9 protein-coding genes are annotated in these 17,687 nt (G+C 39.1%); 4 read left to right on the forward strand and 5 right to left on the reverse strand.

What is annotated here, in order from left to right; genetic code table 11:
* Nucleotides 1-31 precede the first annotated feature (31 nt).
* Nucleotides 32-931 (forward strand): FecR family protein, encoded by a 900-nt coding sequence (locus tag OLM56_RS17050; RefSeq protein ID WP_264527825.1) that lies wholly within the window; start codon nucleotides 32-34, stop codon nucleotides 929-931.
* Nucleotides 928-3,282: a TonB-dependent receptor plug domain-containing protein gene (locus OLM56_RS17055; protein ID WP_264527826.1), complete on the forward strand. Its 2,355-nt coding sequence runs from the start codon at nucleotides 928-930 to the stop codon at nucleotides 3,280-3,282. The genes OLM56_RS17050 and OLM56_RS17055 overlap by 4 nt, the downstream gene beginning before the upstream one ends.
* 41 nt (nucleotides 3,283-3,323) lie before the next feature.
* On the opposite strand, the gene OLM56_RS17060 is transcribed toward OLM56_RS17055, so the two are convergent.
* The 5 genes from OLM56_RS17060 to argS all read right to left on the reverse strand — a co-directional run bounded on the left by OLM56_RS17060 (nucleotide 3,324) and on the right by argS (nucleotide 10,228).
* Nucleotides 3,324-3,782, reverse strand: a complete 459-nt coding sequence (locus OLM56_RS17060) for a hypothetical protein (RefSeq protein WP_264527827.1) — start codon at nucleotides 3,780-3,782, stop codon at nucleotides 3,324-3,326.
* A gap of 85 nt (nucleotides 3,783-3,867) precedes the next feature.
* Nucleotides 3,868-5,556, reverse strand: coding sequence for an MBOAT family O-acyltransferase (locus OLM56_RS17065; RefSeq protein ID WP_264527828.1), 1,689 nt, complete (start codon nucleotides 5,554-5,556; stop codon nucleotides 3,868-3,870).
* Nucleotides 5,556-6,986, reverse strand: a complete 1,431-nt coding sequence (locus OLM56_RS17070) for a LysM peptidoglycan-binding domain-containing protein (protein WP_264527829.1) — start codon at nucleotides 6,984-6,986, stop codon at nucleotides 5,556-5,558. Before OLM56_RS17070 ends, OLM56_RS17065 begins: the two co-directional genes overlap by 1 nt.
* A complete protein-coding gene (locus OLM56_RS17075) occupies nucleotides 6,979-8,427 on the reverse strand; it encodes an SGNH/GDSL hydrolase family protein (RefSeq protein WP_264527830.1) in 1,449 nt (482 codons plus the stop codon). Before OLM56_RS17075 ends, OLM56_RS17070 begins: the two co-directional genes overlap by 8 nt.
* A 22-nt stretch (nucleotides 8,428-8,449) precedes the next feature.
* On the reverse strand, nucleotides 8,450-10,228 hold the full coding sequence (gene argS / locus OLM56_RS17080) for an arginine--tRNA ligase (protein ID WP_264527831.1): 1,779 nt from the start codon (nucleotides 10,226-10,228) through the stop codon (nucleotides 8,450-8,452).
* A 589-nt stretch (nucleotides 10,229-10,817) separates the two neighbouring features.
* Here argS and OLM56_RS17085 point away from each other — a divergent pair.
* The gene (locus OLM56_RS17085; protein ID WP_264527832.1) at nucleotides 10,818-14,987 is read left to right on the forward strand and encodes a T9SS type B sorting domain-containing protein; all 4,170 of its coding nucleotides are present in this window, start codon (nucleotides 10,818-10,820) and stop codon (nucleotides 14,985-14,987) included.
* A 246-nt stretch (nucleotides 14,988-15,233) separates the two neighbouring features.
* On the forward strand, nucleotides 15,234-17,654 hold the full coding sequence (locus OLM56_RS17090; RefSeq protein WP_264527833.1) for a TonB-dependent receptor: 2,421 nt from the start codon (nucleotides 15,234-15,236) through the stop codon (nucleotides 17,652-17,654).
* Nucleotides 17,655-17,687: the final 33 nt, after the last annotated feature.

Here is a 17,687-nt window from a genome sequence, read left to right on the forward strand (position 1 = left end):
GAGCGCTGATATGTTTTAACAAAAAGAAGTGATGGAAAATAATTTTGACTTAGCAAAATGGCTGGCTGGAGAAATGACCGCAGATGAATTGGAAGCTTTCGAGAAGTCGCCCGAATTCAATACGTATAAAAAGATAAAAGAACTTTCAGGTCAAATGGAAGCGCCTGCTTTTGATGCCGAAAGTTCCTATCAAAACATAATGGGCCAGGCTAAAGAGAAACCTGTCGTTAGATTGCGCAACAATTGGTTTTTGAAAACTGCGGCTATCATAGTGACCGCTTTGGGCACGTTATTTATTTTGAAGTACCAGATTACGAGCACAGAATATGCCAATGCTGGAAAAAAAACCACTTTTCTTTTGCCTGATGATTCCGAAATTGTGCTGAATTCTGATTCTGAAATCCGATACAAAAAATGGAACTGGAGCAGCAACCGAAGCTTGGATTTAAAAGGAGAAGCTTTTTTTAAGGTTGCTAAAGGCGAAAAATTCGACGTAAATACCAGCCTTGGGACAGTAACGGTAGTCGGTACCCAGTTTAATGTAAGGGCTAGGAATCGCAATTTTGAAGTAGAATGTTATGAAGGGAAAGTAAAAGTAGCTTTCAACAATAAAATACTATTTTTAGAAAAAGGAAGCAGTGTTATTGTCCGAGGCGGAAAACAGCTCCAGTCCCTGCCGCTAACTACCGATAGGCCAAGCTGGCTTTTAAACGAACTAAAGCTCAATGCTGCCGCCTTGAACGAAGCAATTAGCGAGATCGAACGCCAATACGCTGTTGAAATCGAACATTCTAAAATTAGTTCTGATCAGTATTTTACCGGAATATTGCCTTTAGACAATATCGATACTGCCCTTGAAATCTTATGCAAGACCTATCATTTGGATTATATAAAAACCTCTGATAAAAAGATTACCTTAATAAAAGAATGACGAGACTCATCCCCCGGCTGTTGTTATTTTTTTTCTTTTTCTTAGCTTTCCAATCGATCTGGGCGCAAGAAAAGAGCACGGCCGTACCTTTAAAAGAGATTCTTGCGAGACTATCAAAACAGCACAAGGTACAGTTTAATTTTATTGAGGAAGAAGTAGCCCCTCTTTTTTTGATTCCGCCAGCATCTGAACTGAAATTGCCCGAAAAACTAAACTATCTACACAATCAAACAGCTTTGGATTTTGAAATCATAAACGACCGCTACATTGTTGTCGCTTCAAGAAAAAAACAAAAAAGTGCTACTAATATTGCCTTAAAGTCAAGCGACAGCATTCCGATCACTCTCGAAGAAACGATTATAGAGAAATACCTAACTAGCGGAATTTCTAAGACCGTAGAAGGGAACCTTATCATAAGGCCAAAACGATTCGGGATCCTTCCGGGACTGACAGAGGCCGATGTCCTGCAAACCCTTCAGCAGGTTCCCGGAATTTATAGTGCAGACGAGACGATTTCTAATATCAATGTCAGGAGCGGCACACACGACCAAAATTTATTTTTATGGAACGGAATTCGGATGTTCCAGACTGGACATTTCTTCGGCTTGATTTCTGCTTTCAATCCGTCGCTTTCGCAAAAGATTTCCATTTCAAAAAATGGAACTTCTGCGTTTTATGGAGAAAGCGTCTCGAGCGTCATCGATATTTCTTCTATCCCTGAAACTATCGGAACTACCGCGTCAAGCCTAAGTTCTAACTTGATCAGCGCGCAATTTAATTCCAAGATAAGGCTTTCAGAAAATTCAAGCTTCCAGATTTCAGGAAGACGTTCTTTTACCGACTGGGCTACTTCCCCAACCTACAAGAACTATTACAATCGAATCTTCCAGAATACCATCGTTACGAATCTCGAAAACAACGAAGTGTCGAATTACCATACCGATGAAAAGTTTTATTTTTATGACTTTACGGCCCAATACCAGCAGAAAATAGGTACTGCTACTCAAATAACCGCCGCTTTTATCGGAATCAATAATTCTTTAAATCTTGACCAGAAAATAACTTCCGATGGCGTTTTGAAGTCCCGAAATAGCGATTTAGAGCAGCAAAATTTTGGCGGTGCCGTTGCTTTGAAAACAGCTTGGAATGAAAAAAATTACAGTACAATTAGTGGCTACCTTTCCTATTATAATCTAAATTCGAGGAATGAGGCTGTCGAAAACAGCCAGACGCTAGTACAGCAGAATACCGTTATCGATATGGGATTCCGATTGGAAAACAAGCACATCCTTAATCCAAATCTGACCTTGAATACAGGATATCAGTACAATGAAATTGGAGTCAGGAATTTTGAAAACATCGATAATCCAGGATTTTCGAGAAGCATCAAGGAAGTCTTGAGAACCCATTCGTTGATTGCAGAAGCAGAAATACATTCCAACGACAAGCGTCTTTTCTTGAAACCAGGTTTGCGCTTCAATTATATTGAGGAATTGGAAACGTATCTTTTTGAACCGAGACTGCAATTCAATTACAAATTCAATGAAGAACTAAGTATTGAAGTTCTAGGCGAGCAGAAAAGCCAGACGGCTTCACAGATTATCGATCAGCAACAGGACTTTTTAGGCATTGAAAAAAGGCGTTGGATTTTGTCTGACGACGATCAGATTCCAATTCAAAAAAGCCATCAGATTTCCATCGGATTGACTTACAAGACTGGACAATGGTTGGTTTCGTTAGATAATTTTTATAAAAAAGTGGCTGGAATCTCAACGCCAAGCCAGGCTTTCCAGAATCAATTAGAATTTATAAAGATTAATGGCGATTATAAGGTGTTGGGATCCGAGCTTTTGGTACAGAAAAACTTTAACCGTTTTTATTCTTGGATCAGCTACAGCTTGAGCAACAGTGACTATAAATTCGATTCGCTTATACCTTCGGAATTTGCCAATAATTTCCAGATTATCAATAGTATCAATTGGGCCGCCATCTATGACTGGCAAAATATTAAAGTGGCTTTAGGCGCAAAATGGAATTCTGGAAGGCCCGAAACAACTCCGGCGACAAATCTTTTGGATTTCAGCAATCCAGCAAAGCCCGAAATCAATTATAGTTTTCCAAACAATAAAGACCTGAGTGATTATTTTCAAGTGAATTTTTCGGCTTCTTATAGCTGGAAATGGAATTCAAAAAATCAATTAGAATTAGGCATTTCTGTCCTCAATATACTAAACAAAAAAAACACAATTAGTCGTTATTATAGAGTAAATGGTAGCAACAATACCATTGAAAGTGTCAATACATATTCTTTAGAAAGAACGCCTAATGCTTCGTTGAAATTTAATTTTTAGCAAAATAAAAAGCCAGTCTAACGACTGGCTTACTTAATTTATTATGGATTCTTCTCAAAGGTCAGGTAATCTGTGCCTCCGTTTCCTCCACTGTCGTCAACAAGCCTGATTTTCGTCGAAGTCCTTTCCACAACATCCCAGTCATCACTCAACTCAACAAAAGCTGTTGGAGCAGAAAAAAGGATATTAAAGTCGATGTCGTCGCTAGGGCTGTCGTCATTGTCGTCAGTTACGGACCAGGTGCCTTCGTAAGTATTGGCACCATTGGTAGCGGTCAGTAAACTGGTACTTCCAAAAGTAAAATTATAGCCCGTAAAATCCGCTGTTTCGTTATTCCCGCTATCAATATAGCTGGTAATTCTCCATGTTCCTGAAGTTACCGTATTGACAACTTCTTCTACTGTCGTGTTTGATGGCGAACTACTATCGTCATCTGAACTGCATGCCATCGTAAAAAGGAACGCTCCGGCACATACTGCAAAAATTAATTTCTTTTTCATGGTTTGGTTTTTTATTGTCAAAAAACAATTGGTTAACAATAATATAACGGCACCAAACCTTTTTTTAGTATAAAAAACGTTTATTTTAGAATTGGAAGTAGATAAATGGCTGCGGTCCTGCGGTTGCGGTTGCGTAGACAATCCAGTAGACAAAACCTAGAATCAAGGCCTTTCCAATTAATGGTGTCTTGTCAAAAGCCAGCTTCATGTTCTTAGTAATTCCTTCTGGAAGGAAATGCCATACATAACCCAACAGCATCAAAAGGAATACATTCTTGTAGCCCGAAATAATGATCTGCCATTGCTTCGGATCGAAAGTCAGCTGTCCGATATTATTGATGATCTGCAATGCCGTATCAAAATCTTTCGCCCTGAAAAACAGCCAGCAGAATACAACAAAATGGAACGTTAGCAGGATGGAGAAAAACCTCCAGATGTAGTCAAAAGCATTCTTTTTGGCGTCTTTTTTGGAAGGAAAAAATTCAAGGAAAATTTTGTGCACAGCCAAGGCAACGCCATGCAGGGCGCCCCAAATGATAAAACGAAGACTGGCACCGTGCCATAAGCCTCCCAAAAGCATCGTCGTTAAAAGATTCACATTCGTGAACATTGTTCTTTCTCTGTCTTTAGACAAGATGAAAGTCAAGCTGAAAAGGACTAAAGAAGAAACTGCAATAATCAGCGGAATATGGCTTACGGTAGAATAGCTGATTCCCCAAATAACCAACCCGAAAAAGAACAAGGCTGGAAATAAAAATCCTGCGAAAGAACCGTGACGGTTTCCTCCAATCGAAATATAAAGGAAGTCTTTCAGCCAAGTTGATAGCGAAATGTGCCATCTTCTCCAGAATTCTGTTATCGAAGCTGATTTATAGGGCGTCCTAAAGTTGGTCGGCAATTTAAATCCGAGCAATAATGCTACTCCGATTGCCATATCCGAATATCCGGAAAAGTCGCAATAAATCTGTATCGCATAACCGTAAGAAGCCATCAGATTTTCAAAAGCCGTATAGCTTGTCGGCGCATCAAAAACACGGTCGACAAAGTTTATGGAAATATAATCTGAAATAACTGTTTTCTTGAGAAGACCTCCAATTATAAGAAACAAGGCATTGTTTACGTCTTCTTTGGTAAGATTTAATTTTTGGTAAATCTGCGGCAAGAAATCTTTTGCTCGTACAATCGGTCCTGCGACCAACTGCGGAAAAAAAGAAACGAAAAATAGGTATTCGATATAATTGTTCGTCGGTACGATTTCTTTCCTGTAGATTTCAATAATGTAGCTTATCGACTGAAATGTGTAGAAGGAGATTCCGACAGGCAATAGTATCTTATGCAGTTCGAAATGCCCCTGAAACATATCGTTATAGGTACCTATTAGGAAATTGGTGTATTTAAAATAGCCCAAAAGTCCGAGATTTAAGATAACACTGAGCCAGATGTAAAACTTACGCCAGCCTTCGCGGTTTTCCCGATAAATCACGCCGCTTAGATTGTAATCGACGACAGATGACAGGATGAGCAGGAGAAAATAGACTCCGCTCGACTTATAATAAAAGAAAAGCGAAAATAGGATGACATATACCAGCCTCAAGTAAAAAGTCTTGCGCATAAAGGCATATACCAGATAAAAAATCAGGAACATTCCTAAAAACAGTCCTGTATTGAACAGCAAGGGTTCTTTCGGATTGTATATAAACCAGCCTTTCACTTGTTCTAAAGTGAGTACTCCAAAGGTCTGCGTAAACCAGTCATTTATGCTGTTGATTGTCATTAATTCTCTATGCCCGATTTAAAATTACTGTATGCTTTTAGAAGCGCTTCTGATAATAAATTCCCTTGCTTTTCATATCCTGCTTTAGAATAATGAACTCTGTCACCCGACATTAATCCTTTGGCCGCATTTCTGCTGACACCGTATAATCCTCCAAACTGAGAATACAAGTCCCAAACAGCAAAGCCTTTTGTTTCAGCTGATTTCAGGATATTTTCTGAATAATCGGCTGCAAATGTATTTGGAAATTTTCGTTTAAACAAGGACGGCGGCGGTGTCGATATAAGAACAGGAACATTTAGCTGCTGTGCTTTCAGATTTTCTAGGAACAGATTAAGCTGCACCATATATTCCGAAGAGATCATCTTGTCAAAAGTTTCGTTTGTCCCTAAAGAAAGTACGATCATGTCAGGTTGCAATGCTTTTAACTGCTCAAAAAACAACGGATATTTGTTGTAATCAGAAAATTTTGCTCCATTTACGCCGATGCTGCTGTAGATTACGCCTGGGTTGTTATTTTCAAGCACTAATCCGTTTAAGGCAAATTCCGAAGTTTCGGGATTCGGAATAAGATAAATCTTGCTCAAGACAGTTTCGCTTTTATAATAATGCGAAAGTTCATCGGATTGTACTTCCAGCGGAATAAACTCTGACCGTGAAATGGATTTCTGCTGCATTTCATTCGTCGGAATCTTTAGCGTTTTTCCAGCTCGGATATTATTTGACTTTAAGTTGTTTGCTTTTTTCAACTGTGAAACCGAAATGCCATATTTTTCGGCAATAATCGATACAGCTTCTCCTTTTTTAATCTTGTGCGTGATCTTTTTCGGAACCGAAGACTCCATCACTATTGTTTTTGAAGCTGTAGCCACATCAAACAAATTTTTATTTTTTGGAGTGATGATCTTGATCGTGTTGAAGCCATACGAACTGTCTTTTACATTGATCTCGATAGCAAAATCTTTGTTCTTTGTCCACAAACCAATGCCGCTCAAACCGACAGGATTTCCGATTACCGGATAGATATTTCGGTAGCTTTCCCAGCTTCTGTTTGATGAAAATCGTTCATTATAGGAACCATTCGTCTTTGCCAAGCTGTACGGAAAAATAAATCCTCTGCCACCATTTCCGAATTCTCCTTGTAGTTTCTTTCGAATGACATTCGTCATCAGGTCGGCTTGGATATGAGAATCTCCGATATGCACGATGTTAATCTTGCCTGATTTATTTTGCTGGCTAAGGCTTAATTTTTCAAAAAAAGGCTTCAGCGTTTTAGCATTGTGAATTTGATTGTCTGGAATTACGATAATTTCCGTCGTATCAATTGCTGCGACAGTATCGATTTCGACAAACAGAGAATCTGTTTGCGCATACGATTTGACAGCTGTTACGAGGCATATCAGATAAAAAAATAATTTCAGCTTATGCATCGACACTGTCTTTTTTAATTCCTGTTGAATCAGAAGGTTTCTTCTCGGCAGGCTTTCTTTTCTTTCTTAAAGCTTTATATTTTTCATAACCTTGGTTGAGCTGTTCATACAGCAAGCCGGCTATTTTTTTAGCACCGCGGTGGTTAAAATGCGTATAATCTTTATTGGCTTTTGCTGGTTCTTCTTCTACCCATTTTACCATAGAGCCATCGCCGCCCATCAAAGTATATAGATTTACGAATCCCGATTGCGTTTTCAAGGCGTATCTTTTTTGCGCTGTTGTCAATGGAACTACGGCAGAATCGGTTTTCATTTCCAAGTCGTATTTTGTAGATTTATCGGCTGTCGAAACAATCAAGATGGCAACTCCAGGAAAGCATTCTTTCAAATGGTTGACCGTTTTTGTCATGCTTCTGTCGTACCAAGTATAGTCTTTAGTTCCGTAATTCAAGACGTTTGTCCCGTAGTGCAATACGATTAAATCGTAGCCTAATTTACTGTTGAAGGCTTGCATTACAGCTGGATTGAAGGTTGAAATCGGCAATCCAGAGTTTCCTCTTTGTGAAAAATTATCCACGTGGACACCTTTTCCGTCATCAAAATTGAAACCGAAAATCGGAATCGAATCCGCTTTTATAAAATCAGCCTTAAAGCTTTTGACACTACTTGAAGATATCTTTAATGTATTGACCAAACTGTTTGGCGTTAAGCTTTTTACGATAGTATCTTTTCCGATGATAACATCTACTTTTCCGTTAAGATTAGATGACCTTCCGTAGAAAAGCGTCGGATTGTCAAGCATGGTCGCAAACTTCGCATTATTTGCCTTAAAGCGTATCCATTCTACATGAGCCGTATCATTTGCAAAAAAGACATGCCCGTTAACTCCAAACGGACTTCTAGGCCTTTTGACATTCAAATAAGATTGGGTTTTCCAGTTTCCTGAATATTGGTGAGTGATCGAACTTCTGGAAGCCGCAGATTCTGACGTTATGGAAACAAAACCAACGCCGTGACCTCCAAACTTTGTCTGGTAATCGGCTCTTAAGTCTTGAACAATCATGTCACCATCGGTCATCGAATCTCCGAAATAGGCGATTCTTACACTTTCTGATTCTGGATTTGTTTCTAGCTGGTACAATTTCTCATAAAAAGAAATCAGGTACTGATAGCCTTTGTAGTCTTCAAATTTTTCGGCAGGGAAAGTAATCCCTAAAGTCGGATCAAAGACAATTTTTTCATTAATCAGCGTATCTTTTGCAGTAGCCTTGACATCTTTGGCAACAGCATCCAAAAGCATGCTGTCGATCAGGACGTTCTTTGAATTTGGAGCACCTTCGGGAAAAATTTTCTTTGGCAGAAACTGCTTGAATCCAATAAAAGCGCCAGCGGCCAAAAGCACGATTGCAAAAGATTGAAAGAAATAAGAATTCGTTTTCACTACGATAATTATGAGTTAGGAATTACATTCTTTCAGGAACATCAATTCCCAAAAGGCTAAATGCTGAAGCGATGATATCGGCTACTTTTTTTGATAGCTGGACACGGAAAACCTTTTCATCAAAGTTGTCAGAGCCTAGAATCGGAACGGCTTGATAAAACGAATTGTATTCTCTTACGAGTTCGTAAGTATAATTCGCAATCAATGCCGGGCTGAAATTCTGTGCCGCATTTTGAATAATCTCTGGGAAAGTTTCCATCTGCTTTAGCAGTTCTTTTTCTTTTTCGTGCAAAGAAATAGAAGTCATGGTGCTGGAATAGTCAAAATCTGCTTTTCGTATAATCGACTGGATTCTAGCGTAGGTATATTGAATAAACGGACCTGTATTTCCAGCAAAATCGACAGATTCTTCGGGATTGAACAGAATACGTTTTTTGGGATCTACTTTTAAGATATAATATTTCAAAGCACCTAATCCGATGGTTTTATAAAGCTTGGCTTTTTCTTCTTCGGAATAATGATCGAGCTTGCCCAGTTCTTCTGAAATTGATTTGGCCGTTTCTGTCATATCTTCCATCAAATCATCGGCATCCACAACAGTTCCTTCACGGCTTTTCATCTTTCCTGAAGGCAAGTCAACCATTCCGTACGATAAATGGAAAAGATTTTGGGCCCAATCGTATCCAAGTTTTTTCAAGATTAGAAATAATACTTTGAAATGATAATCTTGTTCGTTTCCGACAGTATACACCATACCGCCAACATCTGAAAGGTCTTTCACACGCTGGATTGCAGTTCCGATATCTTGCGTCATATAAACAGAAGTACCGTCAGAACGCAAAACTAATTTTTCGTCCAGACCATCTTCTGTCAGGTCAATCCAAACCGAACCGTCAGGTTTTTTGTAAAAAACGCCTTTTTCCAAACCTTGCTCCACTACATCTTTTCCTAATAAATAGGTATTGCTTTCGTAATAATAGGAATCAAAATCAACGCCAAGGTTTTTATAGGTTTCGGCAAATCCGGCATACACCCATTGATTCATCATTCTCCAAAGGTTCATGACCTGTTCATCGCCAGCCTCCCATTTTTGGAGCATTTCCTGAGCTTCTACAATAATTGGCGCTTGCTTTTTGGCTTCATCTTCTGATTTGCCTTGCTGCATCAATTCATTGATCTGGCTTTTGTAGGCTTTGTCAAATTCGACATAATATTTTCCTACCAACTTATCGCCTTTCATCTTAGAAGTTTCCGGCGTTTCATTGTTGCCAAATTTCTCCCAAGCCAACATCGACTTGCAGATATGGATTCCTCTATCGTTGATGATTTGCGTTTTATATACTTTTTTGCCCGAAGCCTTGATAATTTCGGCTACCGAATAACCCAAAAGATTATTACGTACATGCCCTAAATGCAACGGCTTGTTGGTATTTGGAGAAGAATATTCTACCAAAATGGCTTTTTCATTTTCTTTTGGAGACACAAAACCGAAGTTTTCTATGCCTCTGGTGTTGGCAAAGAAATCCAGATAGTATTTATCAGAAATCACGATATTCAAAAATCCAGAAACGACATTAAATTTTTCGACTTCTGCAACATTTTCAACGAGATAGGTTCCAATTTTATTTCCAAGCTCCACAGGATTACTTTTGACAAGCTTCAGCAAAGGAAAAATCACCATGGTGATATCACCTTCGAATTCTCTCCGTGTTGCCTGAAATTCTATTTTGTCAATAGTAACTCCAAACAAAGCGGAAACAGCTTTTTCAATCTGCGGTGTAAGAATTTGAGATAATGTCATTTTAAGTAATTTTTAAGCGTGCAAAGATACTAATTCTGTCTGAATTTAGGCAATAGGAAATTCCATTTATCAAAGATAGATTTTCTTTTTGCTTTGGCTGAAAAACCAGTTCTATTTTTAGCAGGCAAGTAACAAAACTTAGAACCGCTCGTCTCTAATAAACAGGCCTGTTGACGGCTGAAAAAGTCATGTTAACCAACAAATTTAGCTAGTTGGAAAGATGTTATAAGTGGAGTAAGCACAAAATTCAAATTTCCTGTATGGGCGTACTTAGTGCTTCCTATTTTTGCCATCTGTTTAGAAATAATGGGAGCGTTGCCTAGAGCACTATTTAACATTATAAGAAATTTATCTGGATCATAATTTGTTTTTGAAAAATCAAAACAATACAAATTCGATTGAATTTTCTTTCTTATAAATCTAAATCTGTAAGATTTATAACATAGAAACCTATAAAACATTACATTTCATCGTATTAATTTGCATTTCGTCGATGCTTATCTTTATCTTTGCTAAGAACTTTCAAATAAAAGCCCCAATTTTTATTAAGTAAGTATCAAAAAATTGATTTGCCCTGATTAATTTTGATATGAAAAAAAACCTATTGATTCTATTGGCTCTATTGCCAATACTCGGCTATTCGCAGGCAATAACTGTCGATACCTCAACTCGCACGGTGCCACAACTTGTAACAGACGTTCTAATCAATTCCCCTTGCACAGAAGTAACGAATATCTCTTGGCGAACCGGAACTAATTTTGGCTCCAGCAATGGAATCGGTTACTTCCAAAATACCAATCCAAATTTCCCAATCAGCAGCGGCGTTGTCTTGACAACAGGAGATGCCAATAATGCTCCCGGACCTAATACTTCAATTCTTAATGACGGAAATACTCCTGCGTGGGTAGGCGATACGGATTTAGAAAATGTGCTTGCTGCGGCAGGAATTACAATGAATTCTGTCAATGCTACTGTTCTTGAGTTTGATTTTGTTCCTATTTCGTCAAATTTTAGCGTAGATTTTCTTTTTGCGTCTGAAGAATATGGCAACTCACAATGTAGCTTTTCGGATGCGTTTGCTTTCCTGCTCACGAATCAAAATACGGGCGTGACCGAAAATCTCGCCGTGATTCCAAATACGACTACACCTATTTCGGTTTTGACCATACGTGATTTTTTATATAATTCGAGCTGTGCTTCGGCAAATGCTGAATATTTTGGAAAGTTCAATGGAGGTTCTGAAGCTCCGGGTGCTGCCATCAATTTTAACGGACAGACGGTTCTTTTCCAAGCCGCATCAGTCTTAATCCCAAATACACCTTACCATATAAAACTGGTTATTGCCGATCGATCCGATTATAAATCTGATTCGGCAATTTTTCTTTCTTCAGACAGTTTCAATATCGGACAAGACGTCTTAGGTCCAGACCTGACCATTGCAAGCAATACCGCAATCTGTCAAGGCGGAACGCATATCCTAACAACAGGATTGAGCACAGACACCTATTCTTTTGCTTGGACACAAGACGGAGCGCCAGTTGGAGGAAATGTTGCCGAACTTAGCATCAGCGATCCAGGCACTTATACCGTTACGTATAATAATATATTGTTTCCGTGTGAAGCTCCTGTAACAGATTCGATTATCGTAGAATATTATCGACAATTAATTACTCCTGATCCTGTTCCGCTATACAAATGCAACACTGGACAGCCTACTTATAATTTCGACCTGTCTTATAACACTCCGATTATTTTATCTGGGATCGATCCGGGTGTGACGATTTCGTATCATGCGAACCGAATAGACGCTGGTAGTGGAGAAAACATCTTGCCAGCTATCCGCCAGAGCGCTGGAAATGAAAGCATCTACGTAAGAATCACAGACACAAACGGATGTGTAACCATAAAATCATTCGACTTGCTTTTGATTGCGCCACCAACCGCTACAGAGCCAGATGATATTACAGAATGTGCCATTTCTTTAAATTCAACAGACGGAAATTTCACCTTTGCATCGCAAGATACAGCCGTGTTAGGCGCATTGCCTTCTTCTGTTTATAATGTTTTGTATTACACTTCTTTAGAGAATGCACAAGCAGGCACAAATCCCCTACCTTCTGTAGATTATATTACAGGCGGGAATCAAACGATTTATGTGAGAATCGAAAACAAGACCGATACCGATTGTTACGACACTACAAGTTTTGAGATTTTTGTCAAAAATTTGCCTGTAGTTGATATTCTTCAAAACATAATCGTTTGCGACCAGCACGAATTGATTGCTTTGACAAATGGTAATTATTTTTCAGGGCCTGACGGTACAGGAACGCCATTGCTTCCGGGTGATATTATTACAGAAACACAAACCATTTATATCTATAACCAATCTGGCGGGATTCCAAATTGTTCTAACCAGAGCAGCTTTAGAATCACGATTATTGACCCAGAATCACTTACTCCTCCAGACGGAAGGTATTGTACAAGTTATGTTTTGCCAGGTTTGGAATTCGGAAACTATTTTACTCAACCCGGCGGAAACGGCACGCAGATACCTTTCGGGACTGAAATTACAAGTACGCAGACAATCTATGTATATTACAGATTTCCAGAAGAACCATTCTGTATCGTCGACAGCAGTTTTGAAGTAGAAATAATTCCTTTCCAAAACCTGCCTGAGATCGCTTCGGTATTTGACTGCGATTCGTATGTCTTGCCTACCCTAGCCTTTGGAAATTATTATACGCAACCGGGAGGAACCGGAACGATAATTCCAGGAGGAACTACAATTACTACTACGCAGGCTATTTATGCGTATGTGCAAAATGATATCTGTGTAGATGAAAAGCCATTTACCGTATTCATTGGAATAGATACGCCTCCCAACGCTGAAAATTGTTCCAGCTATACGCTTCCACCATTGCCAATCGGAAATTATTACACCGGACCAGCGGGTTCAGGCACACAAATTCCAGCCGGAACAGTAATCACTACAACCCAGACCATTTATGTATATGTAGCAACAACCGAAGTGCCAAATTGTACCGACAATATACATTTTGAAGTCACCATTACAGATCCATTCCCAGCAATACCAAACGATGTTACCATCTGTGGCAGTTATGTGTTACCCGCAATTACTGTCGGAAATTATTACACAGCACCGGGAGGAACAGGCACAATGCTTTTAGCCGGACAAACTATAACTTCAACCCAAAGAATCTATATTTACAAGCCGATTACACCAGGACAGAACTGTACGAATGAGATAAGCTATATGGTGACCATCAATCCTATTCCTCAGATTAGTTCCAGATCCGACATCGGTCCAACTTGTACTCCTTATACTCTGACACCTTTGGCTGTAGGCAACTATTATACCGCACCTGGTGGAAACGGAACCATGCTTTCTGCTGGCGATGTGATTTCTGAAACCCAGACTATCTATATTTATGCCACGACAACCACAGAACCGCCATGTAGCGCCGAAAACAGCTTTACGATTACGATTGTAGGAATCGAAGCCGATTCTCCAGATCCTGTAATCAGCTGCGACAGTTATTTACTTCCCGCCTTGGCTGTAGGTGACTATTTTACTGAAGCTAATGGCCAAGGAACCATGCTAAACGCTGGTGATGTAATCTCTACAACCACAACCTTACATATTTATGCAGAAATAGACAATCGCGGCGAAATTTGTTCTGATGGCAATTTATTCGAAATTACGATTGCCACGACTCCTGTCGTAAATCCTATTCCAGAAGACTTAAAAATTACCTGCGACAATGATGCTATCAATGACGGTTTTACCTCGGTTGACTTGACTGCTTTTTCAGATTTTGCATTAGGAAGCCAGCTGCTGGAAGATTATATCGTCGAATATTTTGAATCCGAAAATAATGCACTCACTAGAACAAATCCAGTTACAGCATCGGCAATAAAAAACATTTATGTGCGAATTTCAAGCAGGATTTCAGATCGCTGTTATGCCATAATGCCGATTCGCATAACAGTGCACCGTGTCCCAGAGCCGCGTCCGCGAGGAGGAACAGTTTGTATAAACAGCGAAACCAATCAGCTTGTAAGCTCGCATACCATCCAAACCGGACTCAGCACATCGTTGCATACTTTCCAATGGTTTGATGCGAATGGATTGATTTCTGGCGCGACGGGCAGTTTCTATACAGCGACAGTTCCAGGTTCGTATTCGGTAATTGCGACGAGCAATGCAACGGGATGTTCTTCCAATCTGGTGACGGTTGAAGTCATACGCTCAGAAAAACCGACTGTGACCTATACCGTTAACAATAACTTTGGAGACAATCAGAGCATCACGGTCATAGCAACCGGAGTCGGCGGCAATTATGTCTACCAACTTGACGGAGGGCCATTCCAAGAAAGCAATGTGTTTGAGGATGTTGCTTCGGGCGAACATACGATTACGGTAAATGACCTCAACGGATGTGAAAGTACTACAATCGTGGCTCTTGTCATAAACTATCCGAAATATTTCACTCCAAACGGCGACGGCTATAATGATTATTGGAATATCTGGGACTTATCGCACCAGCCTGAGGCCGTGATTTATATTTTTGACCGTTACGGCAAGCTCCTGAAACAGATAAAACCTTCTCAACCGGGAGGCTGGGATGGCTTCTACAACAATGCTCCAATGCCATCGACCGATTATTGGTTTAAGGTTATCTATTTAGAAAATGGCACTACAAAAGAATTCAGGGCACATTTTGCCATGAAGCGATAAATAACAGCAATAGCTAACATTCAGTTAATCAGAAGGCTTCTAAAATAGAAGCCTTTTTATTGTTTGGAATGATTTTAAATATCAAAAATAGTGTAACATATTTTAAATTTTATAGTCTAGTAAGCAACAAAAAAATTGTCCAATTTATAAAAAGATGTTAATTTTTGTATAAAATAGTACTATGTATTACATATTACAAGAAAAAGAAATACATTTGCAACATCAAAATCAATCAAAAAAAGCTAAATGAAACTAAAATTATTCTTTCTGTGCCTTATTATGCCAATGCTTTCGTTGCAAGCGCAAAATAATCTTACAATCTCAGGGAAAGTAACCGACAAGGCAGGACAGCCGATTTCTTATGCTACCGTAACGGTCAAAGAAGGCGAAACTGTCATCACTGGAAGCATCACTGATGACAATGGTGACTTTGAAGTAAAAGGACTTGCTCCTAAAAACTACAATGTAGAAATACAATTTATCGGCTACAAGCCATATAACGGAAAAGCAGATCTTACCTCTGGTCAAAAAGGTTTTTCACTGAACAAAATTACTCTTGCCGATGAAGCAACACAGCTTGAAGGCGTAGAAGTGATTGCGGAACGTTCTACTATCGAGCAAAAAATCGACCGAAAAGTAATCAACGTTGGACGTGATTTGACAACAGCTGGAGCAACAGCTTCAGAAATCATGAACAATATTCCATCGGTGAATGTAGACCAAGACGGAAAAATTTCCTTGAGAGGAAATCAAAACGTTAGAGTCTTAGTTGACGGAAGACCGACCAACATGGATCCGGCACAATTGCTAAAACAGATTCCTTCAACTTCTATCAAAAAGATTGAGCTGATTACGAATCCAAGTGCGAAATACAATCCAGAAGGTATGTCTGGGATTATCAACATCGTATTGCATAAAAATTCAAATGACGGTTTCAACGGAAGCTTAAATGCCGGAATTACGTTTGCGAAAGAGCCAAAATTCAACAACTCTTTGGATATGAACTACAGAACTGGAAAAGTAAATTTCTTCGGAAACGTAGGTAGCAATTTCGGAAAATACTACAATGACGGTTTTATCCAAAGATTCGACAACAACTCACAGCAAATTCTGGATATCGTAAACGACAATGAATCGTACTTGTATAAAATTGGTATGGATTATTATATCGACGATAACAATACGCTTTCTTTCTACACCAACCAAAACGGAACTGACGGAACAGGACATGTAAATACCGACATCCGATACTTGAACGGTGATCAGCCAAATGTATTGCAATTAGGAGAATATCTTACCGACAACAATAGCGGCGCTTATAATTTAGCGTACAAACATAAATTCGCAAAAGAAGGCCATACGTTAGATTTTGAAGGAAACTACAATGACTACAAGCAGACACAGCATGCTAATTTTGACACGACTACTTTTGAAACGCCAATTGAGTCTTTAATTTATTCGGACAAAATTGTAGACAAGAGAGAAAACACGACTTTGAACTTGGATTATGTAAATCCATTAAATGAAAAATCGACTTTAGAGTTAGGTGCTGAGGCAAGAATAATCAGAACTACAAACGATTACAATACTCAAAATCCGGTCTCTCCTTTTACGATTAGCCATTATGATTATGACGTAGATATTTATTCAGCCTATGCTACTTTTGGTCAAAAGTTTGAAAAATTCAGCTACCAAATCGGAGCTCGTTTCGAAAGCTATAAAGTAAAAGCAAATCTGGAAAGCAACAACGTAGATCCAGATCAAAGATTGAAAAAATTCGATGATGATTACATGACAGTATATCCGTCAGCTTATTTCACATACAATCTAGATGAGAAAAACATGTTCCAATTGAGCTACAGCCGTCGTGTTGACAGACCAAGTTTGGAACAAACAAAACCAATCAGGGAGTTTTCTACGCCATTGGTTACCGGTTTAGGAAATCAAGAACTAGAGCCTCAATTCACAAATTCTGTTGAATTGAACTATACAAAAATGTTTGAAAAAGGTTCTTTCACCGGAGGTGTTTACTACCGATTGATCAATGATGAAATCAGCAGAGTTTTGTATTCTGATGAGACTACAGACAATCCAAACGACTTGATCATGAGCTGGGCGAACTTCGATAACAATTCAGCGTATGGATTTGAATTGTCTGCGAACTACAAAATTACAAAATGGTGGGATGTTCAGCCTTCGATAGATTTCTCAAACATTTCGCAAAAAGGTTTGGTTTCTGTATTACGACCTGGAACAACGGATGTATTTGATTTCGTTAGAAGAGAAATTGATGCCTCTGCTTTCAACGCAAGAATGAACAGTAATTTCAAAGCAACAAAAAGCTTGAGCTTCCTTTTATTCGGCTTCTACAGAGGCGGCGTAAACGGAATCCAAAACGACAGCAGGGAAATGTACAAAATTGATATGGGTGCCCGTTATGCGATGCTAAACAACAAATTGTCTTTCAGCGCTCGTTTCAATGACGTTTTCAATATGATGGAATATGGTTTTGACAGCCGTAATCCGTATCCAAGCACAGGTGTTTTCAGATGGGAAAGCCAAAGTCTTTACTTCGGAATCAACTATATGTTTGGAGGTGGTAAAAACAGAGCGTTGCAAAGAAAGTATCGTGAAGACAACACGAAACAAGGCGGCGGAATGTTCTAAAAATGAATTTTTAGGTTTTATATATTGGGTTAG

It is taken from the genome of Flavobacterium sp. N2550, assembly GCF_025947265.1.
Taxonomy (GTDB): Bacteria; Bacteroidota; Bacteroidia; order Flavobacteriales; family Flavobacteriaceae; genus Flavobacterium; species Flavobacterium endophyticum.

What these genes read in the sequence shown, in the direction of transcription:
- argS (WP_264527831.1), bottom strand. Translation starts at nt 10,228, where the DNA reads ATGACATTATCTCAAATTCTTACACCGCAGATTGAAAAAGCTGTTTCC.
- OLM56_RS17050 (WP_264527825.1), top strand. Translation starts at nt 32, where the DNA reads ATGGAAAATAATTTTGACTTAGCAAAATGGCTGGCTGGAGAAATGACC.
- OLM56_RS17055 (WP_264527826.1), top strand. Translation starts at nt 928, where the DNA reads ATGACGAGACTCATCCCCCGGCTGTTGTTATTTTTTTTCTTTTTCTTA.
- OLM56_RS17065 (WP_264527828.1), bottom strand. Translation starts at nt 5,556, where the DNA reads ATGACAATCAACAGCATAAATGACTGGTTTACGCAGACCTTTGGAGTA.
- OLM56_RS17085 (WP_264527832.1), top strand. Translation starts at nt 10,818, where the DNA reads ATGAAAAAAAACCTATTGATTCTATTGGCTCTATTGCCAATACTCGGC.
- OLM56_RS17090 (WP_264527833.1), top strand. Translation starts at nt 15,234, where the DNA reads ATGAAACTAAAATTATTCTTTCTGTGCCTTATTATGCCAATGCTTTCG.
- OLM56_RS17060 (WP_264527827.1), bottom strand. Translation starts at nt 3,782, where the DNA reads ATGAAAAAGAAATTAATTTTTGCAGTATGTGCCGGAGCGTTCCTTTTT.
- OLM56_RS17070 (WP_264527829.1), bottom strand. Translation starts at nt 6,986, where the DNA reads ATGCATAAGCTGAAATTATTTTTTTATCTGATATGCCTCGTAACAGCT.